The organism is Nostoc sp. (assembly GCF_036917095.1).
Lineage (GTDB): Bacteria > Cyanobacteriota > Cyanobacteriia > Cyanobacteriales > Nostocaceae > Nostoc.
Map to the genome: position 1 here is coordinate 1 of NZ_JBALFH010000010.1, position 18,067 is coordinate 18,067.

Here is an 18,067-nt window from a genome sequence, read left to right on the forward strand (position 1 = left end):
GTGGATGTTTGAATGGTTTCTCCGACACACTACCTTTGATTTTGACACTCTTCAAATGTACGGATCTTTTTCAGAAATCAAATACTAGTCCTATACTATATCGAAAATGTATCGCTTAGAGTTAAATATTAATTATCTAAAAAGCAAGACTATTGAATTTACTTAACAATGTTGTTTTTTGAATACTGACAATACTAGACACACAAGCCCCATTACTACTAACGATACTGAAGAAGCAGGTTCTGGGACAGGCTGAGGGTTTTGCAAAGCCTGAAAATCAACCAGATTCCCTTGAATTGGGCTGAGTGATGCCAAAAGTTGCTCAATATCCTTAGAAATATTAGTGTCATTAATATCAACATTTCTAGAAGAGATTAGTCGGTTAAAGGTCTGGCTACTTGATACATCCAAATCTCCTGTTAACCCAATAAAATTTTGACCTATTTTACCTATAAGGGAGTCAATCAGATTGTTAACATCAGTCCTGATTCCTTGCGGAGATAATTCTAAACTGCTGAGATTATTAATGTTTCCAGTGGTTGTGTTGTCACTATCCACGAGCCATTTACCATTATCAATGATTTCATTTCCACTTGTAAAAACCCAGTTACCATTACCAATAATTGTGTTGTTACTACCGAAGTCCCAATTACCATTTCCAATGGTTGCGTTGTTACTCCCGAAGTGCCAATTACCATTACCTAGCGTTGCATTATTATTTCCATTGTCCCAATACCAGTTACCGTTACCAAGGATTGTATTATCCTTTGCAAATATCCAGTTACCATTACCGATAGTTGCGTTGTCATTATTAAAGTTCCAATTCCCATTGCCAATGGTTGCGCTGTTGCTGCCATAGTCCGAGTTAAAATTACCAATGGTTGCGTTATTACTACCAAAGTTCCTGTTGCTTTTACCAACGGGTGCGTTGTCCTTATTAAACGATGGGCTACCAGCACTAGTAATCGGGTTAATACTACCAGGATTAGACGTATTGCTATTGTTAGCAAAGGGTATATTATTACCAAGGACTTCTCTCAACGGATCGAAAGGCGATTGTTGAAGCAGACTTCCAGCACCTGCTATAGGACTACTGTTGCCAGCAAAGGGGTTGTTAGCGCCACTTACAATGGTATTGCCACCGTTTAGAAATGGGTTACTTCCACCTGCTAATGTGTTGTTAGTGTCCTGGAAAAAATTTTCACCTAGAACTAACTTTAAGCGATCGAAGATTAATTGCTGAAGCTTACTGCCAGCATCGCCAGCAAAGGGGTTGATACCGCCACCTGGAATGGGACTGTTACCTGCAAAGGGGTTGCTACCACCCGTCAACAAGCTGCTTTCAGTATACAAACTGCTATTGGGAGCAAAGGAACTACCGCTAGACAGGTTGCGATCGCTAGGGGCAATAAACGTGTTAACCTCACCATTAATGGGATTGACCGCAGACGCTTCCATTAGTAGTAATTCTCCTATTTTTAGTTAAAAATTTTGGAGTCTTCAGTACCTATTATGCCAAGTATGTATTTGCTAAACCCAAAATTCCTCTAAATAAAGGCTTTAATCATTTTCACTGTCAATCTGACAGAAAATCTTGCCTAAAGTCCTTACTAATAAAGAGTTTCAGGGCATAACATAGTCAATTAGCATGGTATGTACTGAAGGACTCATCATTGTTCCAAAGATTTTAATGGCTGTCGCGACTAAGCGAATGGGTTGCCGCCGCCACCAAATGCCCCACCACCAAATGAGGAGATGCCGCCGCTACCACTGGCACCACCAAATGAGGGGATGCCGCTCTCACCACTGGCACCACCAAATGAGGGGGTGCTGCCACTACCAAATGATGGGGCGCTGCCACTACCAAATGATGGGGCGCTGCCACTACCAAATGATGGGGCGCTGCCACTACCAAATGAGGGGATGCCACCACCAAATGAGGGAATGCCACCAGTGGATGACGGGATTTTGCTGCCACCTTCTTCCTCTTTAAGCTTTGAGTTAACTAGGTTATCAATACTAGCCCTCAAACCGAGTCCGTCCGGTATTTGAGTTGTGCTAATAGTACTACCCTGGCTACTAGCACCAGTCAAAGGGTCGCTGCCACTACCTTGGTTACCACCGCCTGCGGATGGGTTTACACCACCTGCGGATGGGCTACCACCGCCTGCGAATGGGTTACCACCACCTACGGATGTGCTACCACCGCCTGCGAATGGGTTACCACCACCTGCGGATGGGCTACCACCGCCTGCGAATGGGTTACCACCACCTGCGGATGGGTTTACACCACCTGCGGATGGGCTACCACCACCTGCGGATGGGTTTACACCGCCTGCAAAGATATTCCAGAAGTTGTCACCAGCGAAAGGATTACCACCATAAGGTAAATCAGGCTGACTGCCACCGCCACCAGCACTGCCAGCACCGCCAGCACCCCCAAATGGGCTACCGCCACCTTCTCCATCACCAACACCACTGAATATCTTGGGGAGGTCTTTCTCAGGCACGACTTCAGCCAAGCGACCGAAGGGTGAATCTCTCAAGTTATTGTTGCCACCAGTAGAAGAGTTCCCGGTACCACTATTATTCAAATCTGCCATCAGGATTAATCCTCCTAATTCTTAGAATAAAAATCTTGCTAGCATAGCAACATAAAATAGACAATATGAAGTCTTGAACGTGACCTTTATGTTGGTTTTTTGTTAGCAAAACTAGTTAGTAGCTCTTGGTTTATTTGGTTACCTTATAAAGTTTAGATAATCCATGTTTATTCAATGCTACTTACACTCATAATCTATGCGATCTCACTTCTAAGGGCAATGAAAAATCTTTTGATAAATATATCAAAAGATTAGATATTATTAGACGATAAATTAGAAATGTTGGCTGAAATTGTGTGTAGTCAAATTAAATTTAAATTAAATATAAGATTGCAATGAATAATCTTTTGATAAATTTGTCAAATCTTTAGATACTTAATTAATCTCCCTAGATTTGAGGCTCGATCGCTTTTATCCAATGTTTCACCGCGAGACTGACTGATAGCAATAAATAGTATAGTCAATCTCTAAATGGGATAAGCCACAGTCACCAACATTATCAATCTTGGTTGAAACCACAACCCAAACATCGCATACAAACAAAGAAAGCCGCTAAAACTGAGATAATCTCAAATACCAATTGAAATGACAAGGGAGCTAGAGAGAATCCCCAAATCAGAGAAATTGTCCCAGTTAGCATAGCCGCAATGCGATGAATTTCGTCTTTGCTTCTTAAAGCAAATAAAAAAATTCCTAAACCAATTAATAATAAGACTAAACTACTCATAAAGATATTTATTGCTTAGAAGCTAAAAGTCAATAATCCAAAGCTATAATGCGGACAAAAATTGTATATGCCAATTTTTTGATGCTCTCCTTATTTATATTATCTGTACTAATAACCTCTGTACAGCTATGCCTTTACGCCAAATTCCAGTATTTACTTTGACAGTTGTTACTTCTATCTTGCTGGTTTGGATTTCCACTCTCGTAGTGATTATACCCCCTACCGATCCAGGGGAGCGATCGCAGATAGAATTACCCTGAATTATATTTTTCCTTATATTAATATTCTACAGGTTCAACTGGTTGCGTTCTCATAAAATTTCGTTAACAACGCTGCTGTACCAGCATCATTCGTGTAGCGCAATGAATCTGGATTATCCACGATTCAACTCGCGCCATTTCTGGACATGGGAGATGTCTGGAATCGTATAATCTCAATCAGCTACCTAATCAAACTTTTTTGGTGAACGCAGGCTTAGGATTATTATGGAATCAGACAATGGGAATTGATAATTCCTTTTTAAGGCTTGATAATGGATTTTATCGATCTGAGCGATCGCGGTAATAATGCTCAGGATGATGGGTTTTACTTTAGTCTTCGCTACAGAGCTATTTCATTCTCATCTAGCCCACCTCAGAATAAATTCTGAGGCTAATAGCAAAAGTTGTCTTTAGACAACTAAGAAAGGCTTTTAGTCCACTTTAGTGGACTTGGGCTATTAGCCCGGAACTTTAGTTCCGGGCGGTTTATGTCTAGAACGAAATAGCCCTGGTCTTCGCTATCAACCCTAGTGAAGTGGTGCTTTAGCCTTTGGCATAACGTACCCCACGGTTCGGTTAAGAGAGTTATCTGTTGAAGTGAGAAGGGGAGGCATGGGGAGAAAGAATTATTATTTAATAACTCTTTTTCTTCCCCTGCTTCCCCTGCCTGCTTCAACCAAGAAATTCTTTAACCGAACGGTATTGAGAGAGATTTGAGGAGAGGTTCTTCCAGGATTACTGAATTGGTGTTCTAGAGAATAAGAGAAGTGATGTATCTATTTTAAATTGACCAAAAAATGAGCTATTAAAGTATTTCTTTCGTAGGATAGTAAGTAAAGATGCAAAAGATTCGGATTATCTTTATCAAGGTGCATCACTGAACCATCAACTGCTAAGTGGTGATGATCTATCCACCGCTCCTGTGAATCTAGTAAAAAACTGAAGTAGGGGCTGACATCTGGATGATTTTTCGTTAATTCATCGTAGCTTTGATAAAAAGGAGGTATCCCAATTCCCATTGGCATATATAAGCCTTTAGGATAGTCTTCTACAGGCAATTGAGGAAGAGTTTTCAGATTAATGCCACTAATGAATAATCTATTTTGTTCGCCAGTCTTGGTATCTGTGAATCCTAGCTCAATTTCCTGTAAATTTTGTTCAACGCCAATCGGTTTAATGTTCCTTAAAATGGCTTTATTAAATTTACCTATTCTCCAGTATTGATTTCCCCAAGGCTTATTTTGATCGTAAAATCCTGGCGCTCGAAAACTAGCAAATTTAATTTCATTTTTAGCGTCGTAAAAATCTCCCCATTTTGTAATGTTAGTTGCTAGTGTAGTTCTAACTTTTCTACCTTGCTCTCCTGATACAATTATCCTTTCATCAAGGGGGAACTGAGTAGCAACTTCTTTTTGATCGATTACATTTCTCAGAAGATTAGTTTTTACTATTGTGCCGCTCGGATCTTGCCAGTGTTCTAATTTCCACCAATGCTGCCAATATGAAATCTTATTAATTTTTTCAAAAATATTTTTGTAATGTCCAATGGGAAAGGTAAACCAACTTTGATAATAAAGGGATTTGTTACTATCCTCTTTAGTGAAAAGTAAAATTTCCCAATATCCTGCATTTAAGCAATTATTAGCCAAAGCGACCTCTACGAGGTTTTGCTTTTCAAAACCGTCTCCTCCAACAATTTCTATATTTTTTGAATTAGCAGGAAAACTAATCTGTTGCCTGTTCCACTCCCGGTCTGTAAAAGCGATTATTTCTAAACCTGGATCTTTTTTAACCCATTCAGGTGCTTTAGGAACTAATAGCTCTAAATCAATATTTTTTATAACTATTTTTGCCGTGTTTTTGTCTGTTGGTTCCAGCACAAAATCAAAATGTGTATCATCTTTCTTAATAAGTGTTAATTTTCGATTAGAATATCTTTTAAAATTTTTGCCTAAGGGCGCGGGATTGGCTGGATAATCGACATTAGATAATTCTTGTAGTTTTACACTCATCTGGTTATCAAAATTATATCTGGATTTAAACCAGAAACCACCCAACCCCAGCAAACCAAGACATAGAATAAGAGTACTAAATAAAATCTGTTTCTTTGTGACTCTGAAATTAGGTTTGCCAAATTGGGGAATGCCTGCAATTTTTTCCCTCGCAGAGATGTTTTTCATCGGATAAATTTCTTTTTATGAGAATACTGATAAACAGCATAGCATTGTGTAAAACGGATGTCTCATTTCTATTTTCAAAGGTCATGCTAATAAACATCTATCTGCAATTAAGGGGTTTAATACCCATTTCCTGCGGATGCTGAACGCTACGACTCTCTAAGAAAATTGCTCCTCTTGGGGAGACCACAAGAGGAGCAATTTTCCGCTAGGTTTAGTCTAAGTTTCAGTCAGGTTCTGAGCTTCGACTTTATCCATTTTTCCTTTATTGCGATGCTTACGGCAAGCCACTAAAAGCATCTATGCATAGGCTTAAACCTTTATTTATCAAGACATTAGACTTTTTCAATTTCACCAGAATTAGTCACAATAGAAGAAGTTTCACGCCCCAGACCAGAACTCTTACCCAATAAAGTGGGCTACTTCCCTTAATTGGATAAAGTCGAATTAAGCTGTCGAAGAAACTGAATATTCAAATCTAGCTTTTCTCCTAACCATAGGGAATGAACTGCATGGTCTGCCACAGCATCGCCTGTCTCAGGATGGACGAGAATATCCAATCCCTCACGATTGAGCATTAACCAGGGAACGACTTTATCAAACTGATTCGGTAAGAAAGCAACTTGATACATTCCTTTTGGGTGGGGGCCGATGGGCTTGTCAAACCAGCGTCCAAGTTGCACGTCAAACCTAGCGCCTAATCCTTCACGTACACGCGCAGCTACATCCCGACTTGCAGCATCGAAGTAAACATGAGCATGAAAACCAGCGATCTCGATAGTATCTTCTTTCATAGATCCACTTTTTGCTCTCAACTCTAATTTTGGATAGCGAACTTTTTCTTTCTTACTGAAAAAGCGATGTCTTCGACGGGCTATGCCTACGCTCAATTTTAGCCCAATACCGTACAGTTAAGGATCGTTTGTGGAGATCCAGGGAAGTAAGTAGGCGAAAATAAACCAAATTCAGAGTTTTGCTCGCTCAGATTTATGCGATGTTAGTAATTAGTTAACGCTTAAAGTACTTGTAGTTTCTTTGACAACTTCATCTGTTTTAGGAGCAACTGAAAGATGCACAACATGCACCGTACAAGGAGCATGGTGAAGAACATAGTTACTCACACTACCGAGAAATAGTTCCATCAGCCCAGAACGACCCCGACGCCCCATCACAATTAGGTCAGCGCCATAACTATGAGCCATATCACAAATGATGCGACCAGGATTACCAATATTTTGTGTAAATTCCGTAGTTACACCTGCTGTGTTAGCTTGGGCACAGAAAGATTGCAACATTTGAATTCCTTGTTCTTTAAAGGTATCCCACTGCTTTTGGTATAACTCAAAGCTTTGACTGTTAAATCCCGGATAGTAGTCCATATTAGACAGCATAGGTACGTAAGGACTACCTTCTTCTTCGGGAGATAGGACATGCAGTAGCATTAAGCTAGCTTGTGTTAACTTTGCTAAACTCAACGCTTCTTCAAAAACCTGTTGCCCTATTAGGGAGCGATCTAATGCAACTAGAATCTTTTTAAAGATCATATAGACCTCCGATTTTATTGGTAATTGGTCTTTACGGTTTCGGGTTTCCAAATGCTGGATTGTCAAAAATGACTAATCCCTCAACTATGTTTAGCGACTTGTGAATTTTAAATTTATTAAAGGTTTTCGCCCTATATTTATGTTTATAGCAAAACAATTTGAGGAACTTGTGAAGAAAACATTTATCTTTAACTATCAGGGAGCATCCCGTTTTGGAAGAAACATCTTTGGACCCTCACCCTAAATTCCTCTCTCAAAGTTGGGAGAGGGGCTAGGGATGAGGACGAATACGTGTTCTCAGTCAATTTGCTGTACTACTTGACAATCGCACTTGAGGAATGAGGGGTGCGATCGCAAGTTAAATAACTTTTGCGATCGCCTATAATTTTAATATTACAGTATCTGCTTCAAGGAAAAATTCTGTAGATGTCTTTGCGATGAGCAACTCGTTGGCAGATTAATGTTTTTGTTTCTGGATCAAGAGTAATGCCAATCCGATAATCACCAACTCGAATTTTATATTTATCGCTATAGCCTTTCAGCTTTTCAAGATATCCTAATTCAAACGGATTCTCTGATTCAAGTTCTTGAAAAACGATAGGTTCTACTCGGCTTTGAATCTCAATTGGTAAAGCAGCAAGTTATTTCAAGAACCTTTTGGTATATTCAACTTGCCACATTTTCTTCTTTTAGTGATTGATAATATTTTAGTGCTTCATTTTTTGATAATGGTTTTTCTTCCTCTACTTCCTTCATGAGTTTTGCTAAACCATAATCCTCAAGAATTTCTTCAATCTTTTCAAATTCAGCGATAGGGATTTGTACGGCAATAGGTCGTTGATTGTCATCGATAACATAGCTTTTGTGAAGTTCAAGCATTTTAATAACTCCTATGTGTAGAAATCCATTGCTGTTCACCTGTTAAAATTTTGGTGTCAGGCAATTAGATTTTAACAGTTTATCGCGATCGCATTTGACCTCTCCCCCAGCCCCTCTCCGAAGCGGAGAGGGGAGCCGGATTTCTCCCCCTTCCCTTGCAGGGAAGGGGGTTGGGGGGTTAGGTCTGTTGAGAACAAGCTGTGGAAATACGCATCAATACTTTATCAAGTTCGTGTCTCACTTCTTCATTTTTAATTCGCAACAAACGCAGTCCCCTAGCTAACAAAACTTTGTCCCGTTCTGCATCAGATTCGGCTTGTTGTTCATGAATTTTGCCATCTACTTCTATCACTAATGCTGTTGCGTGACAGTAGAAATCTGCAATAAAGCCATTGATAATCTGCTGACGGCGAAAGTGCAAACCATTCAGGCGATTAGCACGAAGATGTTGCCAAAGAATTTTTTCTTCTGGTGTCATTTGCTGACGAAGTTCTTTGGCACGTTGCACTTTAACTAAGTCTGCTTTGTATCTGATTACAATATTGCGAGTTCCCTCTTTTGTGAGTAGATAGGGTTCTTCGGGTGTTGGATTATTCATTTATGAAGTATAAAATAGGTGTTTATCTTTACTTATTGATGTTAAATAATTAGGTGGGCATTGCCCACCGTACTATTACTTACCTCGCCACCGTAGGCATACCCAAAATATCCTCAAGCCTCGGCATATCTTCCAACGCAATCACTCGCCCATCATCCTCAAAACCAGCAATTTGATCGAAGTTCAAATACCGATATAAATCATCTGCAAAAGGATGAATTCTACTCGCCACAATATCCAAATATTCTTGCACTGTCGGAAGCCGTCCTAACAGCGCACAAACTGCGGCTAATTCTGCTGAACCAAGATACACTCGCGCATCTTTACCCATGCGATTATTGAAATTGCGGGTAGAGGTAGAAAACACTGTTGTGCCATCAGCAACTCGCGCCTGATTACCCATGCACAAACTGCATCCCGGCATTTCTGTTCTAGCACCCGCAGCCCCAAAAACGCTGTATACACCTTCTTCTTTTAATTGGTGTTCATCCATGCGGGTTGGTGGTGCTATCCACAAGCGAGTTTTCACTTCACCTGCACCTTCCAAAACTTTCGCTGTTGCCCGATAATGACCGATATTCGTCATACAAGAACCGACGAATACTTCTTGCACTGGATCGTTAGCAACTTCCGATAATAACTTAACATTATCAGGGTCATTGGGAGCAGCAACAATTGGTTCTTTGATTTCATTTAAATCAATTTCAATTATTTCGGCATACTCGGCATCGGCATCACCTTCTAATAACACCGGATTTGCTAACCATTCTTCCATCTTGGCCACACGACGCAACATGGTACGCGGATCGTGATAGCCCCGTGCGATCATATTTTTCAGCAAAGCAACGTTAGAACGCAGATATTCAGAAATTGTCTCTACACTCAGCTTAATTGTGCATCCGGCACAAGAACGTTCGGCACTAGCATCGGTGAGTTCAAAGGCTTGTTCAACTTTTAAATCTGGCAAACCTTCTATTTCCAGAATTCGCCCGGAGAAGATATTTTTCTTGTTCTGCTTCTCTGCTGTCAGCAAACCTTTTTGAATTGCCACGTAGGGAATAGCATTCACGACATCGCGCAGGGTGATACCTGGTTGCAATTCACCCTTAAATCTTACCAAAACTGACTCTGGCATATCTAAAGGCATGACACCCAAGGCGGCTGCAAAGGCCACTAATCCAGAACCGGCGGGGAAGGAAATACCCAAGGGGAAGCGGGTGTGAGAGTCGCCGCCAGTTCCCACGGTGTCGGGTAGCAGCATCCGGTTTAACCAGGAGTGGATGATACCATCACCGGGACGGAGGGCGACACCGCCACGAGAGGCAAAGAAGTCGGGGAGTTCGTGATGGGTTTTGATGTCTACTGGTTTGGGATAAGCTGCTGTGTGGCAGAAGCTTTGTATTACTAAGTCTGCACTGAAACCAAGACAGGCGAGTTCTTTCAATTCGTCGCGGGTCATGGGGCCTGTGGTATCTTGAGAACCAACGGTGGTGATGATGGGTTCGCAAGATGTGCCGGGACGCACACCAGGTAATCCGCAAGCTTTACCTACCATTTTCTGTGCTAGGCTGTAGCCTTTGCCTGTATCAAAGGCTTGCTGGGGACGGGTGAAAACGGTGCTGTGTTCTAAACCAAGTGCAAGACGAGTTTTATCGGTGAGGGTACGTCCGATAAGTAGGGGGATGCGTCCACCTGCGCGGACTTCATCGAGGATGGTGTCAGGTTTGAGGGCAAAGGTGGAAATGACTTCGCCTGTTTCGTTTGTGATTTCGCCTTTGTAGGGATGGATGGTAATTACCATGCCGGTTTCTAGTTTGGTGACATCGCACTGAATAGGCAAAGCACCGGCATCTTCTGCTGTGTTAAAGAAGATTGGCGCGATCGCACCACCTAAAACATAACCCCCAGCGCGTTTGTTTGGCACAAAAGGTATATCATTTCCCATGTGCCACAATACTGAGTTGATGGCAGATTTACGCGAGGAACCTGTACCAACTACATCTCCCACGTAAGCTACAGGATGCCCTTTTTTCTTCAATTCCGCAATGGTTTGTAAGCTTCCTGGTTGCCGTGACTCTAACATCACTAAAGCGTGTAAAGGAATATCTGGGCGAGTTGTGGCACTTTGGGCGGGGGATAAATCGTCGGTATTGGTTTCGCCAGGAACTTTAAAAACGGTGACAGTAATCGCTTCTGGAACTGTGGGGCGACTGGTAAACCATTCAGCTTCCGCCCAAGAGTCAATCACCAGCTTGGCGAAAGGATTGGTTTTAGACAACTCCAAAACATCGTGGTAAGCGTCATACACCAAAAGAATTTTGCTTAAGGCGTTGGCGGCGTAAGCGGCGATGGGTTCCTTTCCTTGTCCGCCCATTACCAGAGGTGTTTCGGATGAGTCGGAGACGGATACAGTGGGCAATTGCAGCAAATCGATTAAGGATTGCACATTGTAACCACCGATCATTGTGCCCAGCAATTGCACCGCTTCTATGGGCGCAATCAACGGACTGGTGATTTCCTTTTTGGCGATCGCGGTGAGAAATCCAGCTTTGACATAAGCTGCTGGATCGACACCAGGAGAAACGCGATCGCTCAATAAATGCAATAATATATCCTCTTGACCCTTTGGCGGATTTTTCAGTAATTCGCACAATTGGGATGTTTGCTTTGCATCTAACGGTAAGGGGGGAATTCCCAGTGCTGCTCTTTCGGCAACGTGTTTACGATATGATTCCAGCATTCTTAACTCAACTCCAAATATTTAGCCAAACAAAGTTTTAAGTGTGTATCATCACTTCTCTAGTTTCAGGAGGATTCTAACCTCAGAAGTTTTTACAAGTGGAATTAACAGCAAGTGAGTCTCCTTACTTTAAGTTTTTTGTCTAGCAAGGACTTATAATTATCACTGTATAGCTATTTTTCCCGATAAACCTCTTTGAAAATAATTCTCTTTTCCTCTTTATTAACTTGGTACTGTGTCTATTTATCAGATAAAATAACTCACTTGTCCTCTGTGTCACGCTTGTTTTGTATATGTCCAAAACTTACACCGTAGAAATTCATCACCAAGGCGAAATTCATACCTTGCAAGTTCCTGAAGATAAAACGATCTTATCAGTTGCCGATACTGCTGGCTTAGAACTGCCCAGTTCTTGTAATGCAGGTGTTTGCACGACTTGCGCCGGTCAAATAACTGAGGGAACTGTCGATCAAACTGATGGCATGGGCGTTAGTCCAGATTTACAAAAGCAAGGTTATGTATTGCTTTGTGTTGCCAAACCCCTTTCTGATTTGAAAATTCAGACGGAAAAAGAAGACATAGTTTATCAGTTACAGTTTGGTAAAGATAAATAATCAGCGAACAGTTATCAGTATACTGCTTGATTATTGATAACTGTTCATTTAACATTACCCAAAGTGATAAATAACATAAGTATTTATTAGCAACTGATATCAGCTATTCTAGAAACTATAAATCAACAGGATTTACCAAGATGACGACTCATTTTATTACCGCAGAAATTGATTTAGAAGAAACTCCCACAGAATTACTACAAGCAATTGAAACAGAGTTGAACAAACAAGGGGAACCCCTACGTTGGGCAATTACTTCTGTGGACGTTGCCCAGCAAAAGGCTACAGTTGAAGCCGTTGTCACGACAGTTGAGAGTTAGAAGTTGAGAATTGGGAGTTGGGAGTTAGTATTTAATTGCTTTTGACTTATAATTCATAACTCCTAACTCAGCACTCAATATGCGTCCATACACCGCTATCTTAATTGTACCAACTGGCGTTGGAGCTGCCATTGGGGGTTATGCAGGAGATGCTTTACCTGTTGCCAAAGTTATAGCACAGGTTTGCGATCGCCTAATTACTCACCCCAATGTCCTGAATGGCGCAAGTTTGTATTGGAATCTCCCTAACGCTTTCTATGTTGAAGGTTATGGACTTGACAAATTCGCTTCTGGATGCTGGGGTTTGCGTCCAGTCCGCAGCAACAAAGTAGGTTTGCTTTTAGACCAAGCCATTGAGCCAGAATTGCGGCTACGACATATACAAGCAGCAGATGCAGTCAGAGCAACTTTGGGATTGACTTTAACAGATTATATAATTACTGATGGCCCATTAAATGTAGAATTGCGGACTACAGCATCGGGAGCTAGTTGGGGAACAATTGGCAACCCAGATAGTTTATTAAGGGCAGCTGAGATATTAATTAAAAAAGCGGGGGCAGAAGCGATCGCAGTTGTAGCCCGTTTCCCCGATGATATGGATGAGGAGGCAGTACAAAAATACCGTCAAGGTGAAGGTGTCGATCCTTTAGCGGGTGCAGAAGCCGTAATTAGCCATTTGCTAGTACGAACCTTTCAAATTCCTTGCGCTCATTCTCCCGCCCTTTTGAGCGAACCTCCACAACCAGATTTGTCTCCCCGTTCCGCCGCCGAAGAATTGGGCTATACCTTTTTGCCGTGCGTCCTTGTCGGATTAAGTCGTGCTCCACAATTTATAATAGAGAGAGGAGCAATCGGATCGCAGCAAGAAGATATTTGGGCAGATGAAGTGGATGCTGCGATCGTACCTGCAACTGCTTGTGGTAGCAGTGCCTTATTGAGTTTAAGCCAAAGCCGATGCCAAATAATTACAGTAGAAGAAAATAAAACTCTGATAAAAGTTCCTCCTCAACCGTTGGGGATCAAATCTATACAGGTAAACTCATATTTAGAAGCAGTGGGTATATTAGTCGCACACAAAGCAGGCATCAATCCCTCCGCTCTCCGTCCCAAATTATTACCTTTGCAGCCAATTAGTCATTAGTCATTAGTCATTAGTCATTAGTCATTAGTTATTCTCTCCCCCTGCCTCCCCTGCCTCCCCTGCCCCCTGCCCCCTCACCCTCCCCCCTTAAAAACCCGTGGTTGAACAACACAAGCAAGAGCCAGAAATTCCATACCTGACGCGCATCCAAGTACTTGGGGCGATGGGAGTGACTGCAATCATTTTGTTGATAGTCGCCAAAGTGGCGTTGAACTTGGGCAACTTTTCTTTATTTTCTTGGGACTTGAACCAAAGAGAGTTGCTGTTGGGTTTAGGGTTGGGGTTCGTCATCACCGCTTTAAGTGGCTTAACTTATCGCCTTTGGACTGCCTATCGTAAAAGTGCAGACTATTACCTAGAAGTGATACTGAAGCCTTTAGCTTTACCAGACTTAATTTGGCTGGGGTTGCTACCAGGATTAAGTGAAGAATTATTATTTAGAGGTGTGATGCTGCCAGCTTTAGGCTCCGATTTTACAGCTGTAATTGTATCCAGTCTTTGCTTTGGCATCTTGCATCTGAGCGGTTCCCAACAATGGCCTTATGTGATTTGGGCAACAATTGTCGGGATAATATTCGCATATAGTGCCCTGCTCACAGGCAACTTGTTAGTACCGATTGTCGCTCACATTATTACCAATTGGATTTCTAGCTATTTCTGGAAAATGTGGCAATTGCGGCAATTAAAAAATAAATTTTAGTCAGAGACTCAATGAATTGTATTCCCAGGCTCCGACTGGGAACAAGCAAAGTCTTATCAAGCTAGGTTTTTCAGGACTTGTGCGTACACCGTAAGCTTTTACCGATACGTTCAACAGCTATGTTAACCACAGCTTGAACGTTCATAAGCACAGAAGAAGTTGTATGAACAACAGCTTGAGCATTTATAACTAATGCTTAAGCTGTATGAGCAACAGCTTCAAATTTACTTATAAGCTCGTGAGCGTTTGTAACCACAGCTTCACCATTGATAAGTACCGCTTAAGCTGTATTAAATACTACTTCAAGTTGATTTATAGACTAGGACTGTTTATAAGTATTGCTTAAAATATACTGACTAAAACTTTAGTTTATATTATATTAAATTAAATATTTATACTGATACTATTGTTTGCACTTTGCTATGGCAATCTTATTTAAAAATACATAGGGTGTGTTAGCGACAGCGTAACGCATCAAATCTTTACCAATAGTGCGTTACGAATTTCATCCTAACGCACCCTACAGTAGCTAATTTTGTCTAAAAATCAAATAGGATTGCTATATCTTGCTTGAGTAACAGCGTGTTTGCGCGATGCCTGCGGCGGGCTACGCCTACGCAGCTACAAAGATTTTTAGTTAAGTAGACTACAGTCAAGAAATATATATTAATATCTAATTTCTTCTTTAAGATGGAAGAGGAAAAATCAGCCCTTGTGCTATTAAAAACTTAAAAAATCTGTTCTTGCGTTTCTCCTAAGTTTGACTACAAGAGAGACTAACTGCGAGAAATCTGGAAAAATCTTCTTGAAAAAGAAAGATTGTTTGGCTGTTTTGCCAATAAACGGCAACATCTAATGAGAAAATAAGATATTCAAACAAAGGATCGCCATTTGATTGTTAACACAATTTTTTGAGGTCAAACAGAACAAAAGCGTTAGGGGACATGACGTAGAAAGTTAGTGCCTCAAAATACTCCTGTAAGCCAGGCATTGTTTACTAAGTTTTGTGTAGAATTTGGTGGTGAGGTTATTTACTTGATTCTAAATTGCAGCAATCCAGGTTTCATTTATGAGTCAGTCTTTTTCTCAAAACCAAGCCAAACGAAATCGTCACCAAAAGCTGTGGCAACAAAAATGGAGTTTAAAGACTAAAGCAATAGTTTTGGCACTAAGTATCAGTGCCCTTCCTGTGGTTGCAATTGGAACAGCTACTTACTACTACGGCATTAATTTAATTACCAAACAAATTCCGCAAGTCAAACAAGAAAGTGGGAATTCAACAGAAACTGAAGCTCTACAGAGGCAACTGTCACTCTTGTTAACTGGTATAGGGGGAACAGCAATTTTGGCAGGTGCGATCGCTGTTTTTGTGACTAATCGAGCTATTAATCGAGTCAGCAAGGCTGCGGCAACTTCTAATACGATCAAAAATAAGCTACGTCCAGACAGTGAGTTTACTCAAACTTTCATCGCTAACGAAGATGAATTAGTGATATTAGAGAGAAACATAAACTTATTCACAGAGCTGCTTTCGGTTTTGGTAAAGGAGAAAGAAGCCGAAACTGATTACTCTGAACTATTGGTAAGAATTACCCGTTGGGTTAGAGAATCATTCAATCAAGAAGATGTTCTCAAAACTACCTCAGAAGAAATTCGTAAAGGTTTAAGCATCGATCGCGTAACCATCTTTTGCTTCAACTCTAACTGTAATGGAACCTTTATCGCCGAATCAGTAGCACCTGGTTTACCAAAAATGTTAGGAGTTACAGTCTCTGACCCTGGGTTCGAGGCAGCGTATATAAAAAAATACCAGAATGGTTGTATCCGTGCTATAGATAATATCCATCAAGCCGATCTCGGCGATAGCTATCTTGAGTTGCTGGAGCAATTTGGTGTCAAATCTAATTTAGTAGCACCGATTCTCAAAGGCAAACAGCTATTTGGTTTATTGATTGCCCATCAGTGTTCTAGAATTCGCTTTTGGCAGCAGTCTGAGATTGATTTGTTTGCTCAGATAGCCATGCAAGTAGAATTTGCCCTTGACTACGCCAGGCTTTTAGAACAGGTAGATACCAAAGCAGATAAAGCTCAGATATTTATAGAAATTACCCGCAGCATTCGCCAATCGCTCAACGAAGAGGATGTCATCAAAATAACCGTGGACGAGGTTCGCAAAGCACTGAGTACCGACCGAGTGCTGGTTTATAGCTTTAACGCTAATTGGTCTGGAATTATAATTGCCGAATCAGTGGTTCCAGGTTATCCAAAAGTTTTGCGGTCTGAAATCCAAGACCCATGTTTCACTCAGGGCTATATAGAAAAATATCAGTCTGGTCGCGTTGTAGCCACAAACAACATTTACCAAGCCGATTTGACTGATTGTCACATTAACTTGCTCGAATCATTTGCTGTCAAAGCAAACTTGGTCGCCCCAATTCTCAAAGATAAACAGCTATTTGGCTTATTAATTGCCCATCAATGCTCCAGACCTCGTGATTGGCAACAGCCTGAGATTGATTTATTTGCCCAGATAGCAATGCAAGTGGGATTTGCTCTCGACCATGCTAGGCTGCTGCAACGAATCGATGCTGAAGGTATGCAAAGTCGGTTGCTGGCGGATACTATCGGCAGCATTCGCCAATCGCTTAACGAAGAGGATGTCCTCAAAATCACTGTAGAAGAAGTTCGGAAAGTACTGAGTACTGACCGAGTAATGGTTTATAGCTTTGATGCTAATTGGTCTGGAATTGTAATTGCCGAATCAGTCGTTCTCACCTACCCAAAAGTTTTGCAATCTGAAATTGAAGACCCATGTTTCGGTCAAGGTTATGTAGAACAGTATCAGCGTGGTCGCGTTCTAGCCATAAACAACATTTATGAAGTCGGTTTGGCTGATTGTCACATTAGCTTACTCGAATCTTTTGCTGTCAAAGCAAATTTAGTAGCCCCGATTATTAAAGATGAACAGCTATTTGGCTTATTAATTGCACATCAGTGCTCCAGACCCCGTGATTGGCAACAATCTGAAATCGATTTATTTGGCCAGATAGCCGTACAAGTGGGATTTGCTCTCGACCATGCCAGGCTGCTGCAACGAATCGAAGCAGAAAGTATGCGAAGTCAGTTACTAGTGGATATTACCCGCAAGATTCGCCAATCACTCAAAGAAGAGGATGTCATCAAAACCACTGTGGAAGAGGTTCGCAAAGGACTGAGTATTGACCGAGTATTAGTTTATAGCTTTTACGCTAATTGGTTCGGAATTATAATTGCTGAATCAGTAGTTCCAGGTTATCCCAAAGTTTTGCGGTCTAAAATCTACGACCCTTGTTTCACTGAAAGCTATGTAGAAAAGTACCAGTCTGGTCGTGTTGTCGCAACAAACAACATTTACGAAGCCGGTTTGACTGATTGTCACATTAGCCTGCTCGAATCTTTTGGTGTGAAAGCAAATTTAGTAGCACCCATTATCAAAGATGAGCAGCTATTTGGTTTGTTAATTGCCCATCAGTGTTCTGGGCCCCGTGATTGGCAACAGCCTGAGATTGATTTATTTACCCAGATAGCTATGCAAGTAGGATTTACTCTCGATCATGCTAGGCTCCTACAAGCGTATCAAGCTACTGAAGTATAGCTTTGTGAGAGAGGATGCAATAGGGCAGGGGGAAAGAGGACAAGGGGCAGGGGGTAGGGGGAAAAGGGGAAAAAGAACCTGCATCAAGCCTTTGACTTCTCCCTTATACCTGCTACCTACTTTCATGCTC

Annotated in this window: 15 protein-coding genes; 6 read left to right on the forward strand and 9 right to left on the reverse strand. The window is 41.4% G+C overall.

The features are described from left to right. Positions 1-162: 162 nt before the first annotated feature. The 3 genes from V7L01_RS02410 to V7L01_RS02420 form a co-directional block, all read right to left on the reverse strand. Positions 163-1,458: a hypothetical protein gene (locus tag V7L01_RS02410; protein WP_335031584.1), complete on the reverse strand. Its 1,296-nt coding sequence runs from the start codon at positions 1,456-1,458 to the stop codon at positions 163-165. A gap of 245 nt (positions 1,459-1,703) precedes the next feature. Then, complete coding sequence (locus tag V7L01_RS02415) at positions 1,704-2,603, reverse strand: hypothetical protein (RefSeq protein ID WP_335031585.1); 900 nt, start codon at positions 2,601-2,603, stop codon at positions 1,704-1,706. Between the two features lie 499 nt (positions 2,604-3,102). After that, the gene (locus V7L01_RS02420) at positions 3,103-3,330 is read right to left on the reverse strand and encodes a hypothetical protein (RefSeq protein WP_335031586.1); all 228 of its coding nucleotides are present in this window, start codon (positions 3,328-3,330) and stop codon (positions 3,103-3,105) included. A gap of 128 nt (positions 3,331-3,458) precedes the next feature. Between V7L01_RS02420 and V7L01_RS02425 the strand changes: the two genes are divergently transcribed. After that, positions 3,459-3,590, forward strand: coding sequence for a hypothetical protein (locus V7L01_RS02425; RefSeq protein ID WP_335031587.1), 132 nt, complete (start codon positions 3,459-3,461; stop codon positions 3,588-3,590). 776 nt (positions 3,591-4,366) lie between these two features. Here V7L01_RS02425 and V7L01_RS02430 read toward each other — a convergent pair. The 6 genes from V7L01_RS02430 to acnB form a co-directional block, all read right to left on the reverse strand. After that, positions 4,367-5,770, reverse strand: coding sequence for a hypothetical protein (locus tag V7L01_RS02430; protein WP_335031589.1), 1,404 nt, complete (start codon positions 5,768-5,770; stop codon positions 4,367-4,369). Positions 5,771-6,195: 425 nt separating this feature from the next. Continuing rightward, positions 6,196-6,561: a DOPA 4,5-dioxygenase family protein gene (locus V7L01_RS02435; RefSeq protein WP_335031591.1), complete on the reverse strand. Its 366-nt coding sequence runs from the start codon at positions 6,559-6,561 to the stop codon at positions 6,196-6,198. 210 nt (positions 6,562-6,771) lie between these two features. Next, positions 6,772-7,308: a universal stress protein gene (locus V7L01_RS02440; RefSeq protein WP_335031653.1), complete on the reverse strand. Its 537-nt coding sequence runs from the start codon at positions 7,306-7,308 to the stop codon at positions 6,772-6,774. Between the two features lie 669 nt (positions 7,309-7,977). Continuing rightward, on the reverse strand, positions 7,978-8,190 hold the full coding sequence (locus V7L01_RS02445) for a hypothetical protein (protein ID WP_335031592.1): 213 nt from the start codon (positions 8,188-8,190) through the stop codon (positions 7,978-7,980). 178 nt (positions 8,191-8,368) lie between these two features. Then, positions 8,369-8,788, reverse strand: a complete 420-nt coding sequence (locus tag V7L01_RS02450) for an endonuclease domain-containing protein (protein WP_335031594.1) — start codon at positions 8,786-8,788, stop codon at positions 8,369-8,371. A 79-nt stretch (positions 8,789-8,867) separates the two neighbouring features. Continuing rightward, positions 8,868-11,528: a bifunctional aconitate hydratase 2/2-methylisocitrate dehydratase gene (gene acnB / locus V7L01_RS02455; protein WP_335031596.1), complete on the reverse strand. Its 2,661-nt coding sequence runs from the start codon at positions 11,526-11,528 to the stop codon at positions 8,868-8,870. Positions 11,529-11,821: 293 nt separating this feature from the next. Here acnB and V7L01_RS02460 point away from each other — a divergent pair, with 293 nt between their 5' ends. The 5 genes from V7L01_RS02460 to V7L01_RS02480 all read left to right on the forward strand — a co-directional run bounded on the left by V7L01_RS02460 (position 11,822) and on the right by V7L01_RS02480 (position 17,937). After that, entirely contained in the window at positions 11,822-12,142 is a 321-nt protein-coding gene (locus V7L01_RS02460; RefSeq protein WP_335031598.1) for a 2Fe-2S iron-sulfur cluster-binding protein, read from the forward strand. A gap of 140 nt (positions 12,143-12,282) precedes the next feature. Next, positions 12,283-12,462, forward strand: a complete 180-nt coding sequence (locus V7L01_RS02465; RefSeq protein ID WP_335031600.1) for a hypothetical protein — start codon at positions 12,283-12,285, stop codon at positions 12,460-12,462. Between the two features lie 79 nt (positions 12,463-12,541). After that, positions 12,542-13,603, forward strand: coding sequence for a DUF3326 domain-containing protein (locus tag V7L01_RS02470; RefSeq protein WP_335031602.1), 1,062 nt, complete (start codon positions 12,542-12,544; stop codon positions 13,601-13,603). A 97-nt stretch (positions 13,604-13,700) separates the two neighbouring features. After that, positions 13,701-14,303, forward strand: a complete 603-nt coding sequence (locus V7L01_RS02475; RefSeq protein WP_335031604.1) for a CPBP family intramembrane glutamic endopeptidase — start codon at positions 13,701-13,703, stop codon at positions 14,301-14,303. 1,069 nt (positions 14,304-15,372) lie between these two features. Further along, a complete protein-coding gene (locus V7L01_RS02480) occupies positions 15,373-17,937 on the forward strand; it encodes a GAF domain-containing protein (protein ID WP_335031606.1) in 2,565 nt (854 codons plus the stop codon). Positions 17,938-18,067 lie beyond the last annotated feature (130 nt).

Bases quoted from the DNA above. Each gene is read 5' to 3' on its own strand.
- V7L01_RS02470 (WP_335031602.1), top strand. From the start codon at position 12,542: ATGCGTCCATACACCGCTATCTTAATTGTACCAACTGGCGTTGGAGCT.
- V7L01_RS02410 (WP_335031584.1), bottom strand. From the start codon at position 1,458: ATGGAAGCGTCTGCGGTCAATCCCATTAATGGTGAGGTTAACACGTTT.
- V7L01_RS02445 (WP_335031592.1), bottom strand. From the start codon at position 8,190: ATGCTTGAACTTCACAAAAGCTATGTTATCGATGACAATCAACGACCT.
- V7L01_RS02480 (WP_335031606.1), top strand. From the start codon at position 15,373: ATGAGTCAGTCTTTTTCTCAAAACCAAGCCAAACGAAATCGTCACCAA.
- V7L01_RS02460 (WP_335031598.1), top strand. From the start codon at position 11,822: ATGTCCAAAACTTACACCGTAGAAATTCATCACCAAGGCGAAATTCAT.
- acnB (WP_335031596.1), bottom strand. From the start codon at position 11,528: ATGCTGGAATCATATCGTAAACACGTTGCCGAAAGAGCAGCACTGGGA.
- V7L01_RS02420 (WP_335031586.1), bottom strand. From the start codon at position 3,330: ATGAGTAGTTTAGTCTTATTATTAATTGGTTTAGGAATTTTTTTATTT.
- V7L01_RS02435 (WP_335031591.1), bottom strand. From the start codon at position 6,561: ATGAAAGAAGATACTATCGAGATCGCTGGTTTTCATGCTCATGTTTAC.
- V7L01_RS02450 (WP_335031594.1), bottom strand. From the start codon at position 8,788: ATGAATAATCCAACACCCGAAGAACCCTATCTACTCACAAAAGAGGGA.
- V7L01_RS02465 (WP_335031600.1), top strand. From the start codon at position 12,283: ATGACGACTCATTTTATTACCGCAGAAATTGATTTAGAAGAAACTCCC.
- V7L01_RS02425 (WP_335031587.1), top strand. From the start codon at position 3,459: ATGCCTTTACGCCAAATTCCAGTATTTACTTTGACAGTTGTTACTTCT.
- V7L01_RS02430 (WP_335031589.1), bottom strand. From the start codon at position 5,770: ATGAAAAACATCTCTGCGAGGGAAAAAATTGCAGGCATTCCCCAATTT.
- V7L01_RS02415 (WP_335031585.1), bottom strand. From the start codon at position 2,603: ATGGCAGATTTGAATAATAGTGGTACCGGGAACTCTTCTACTGGTGGC.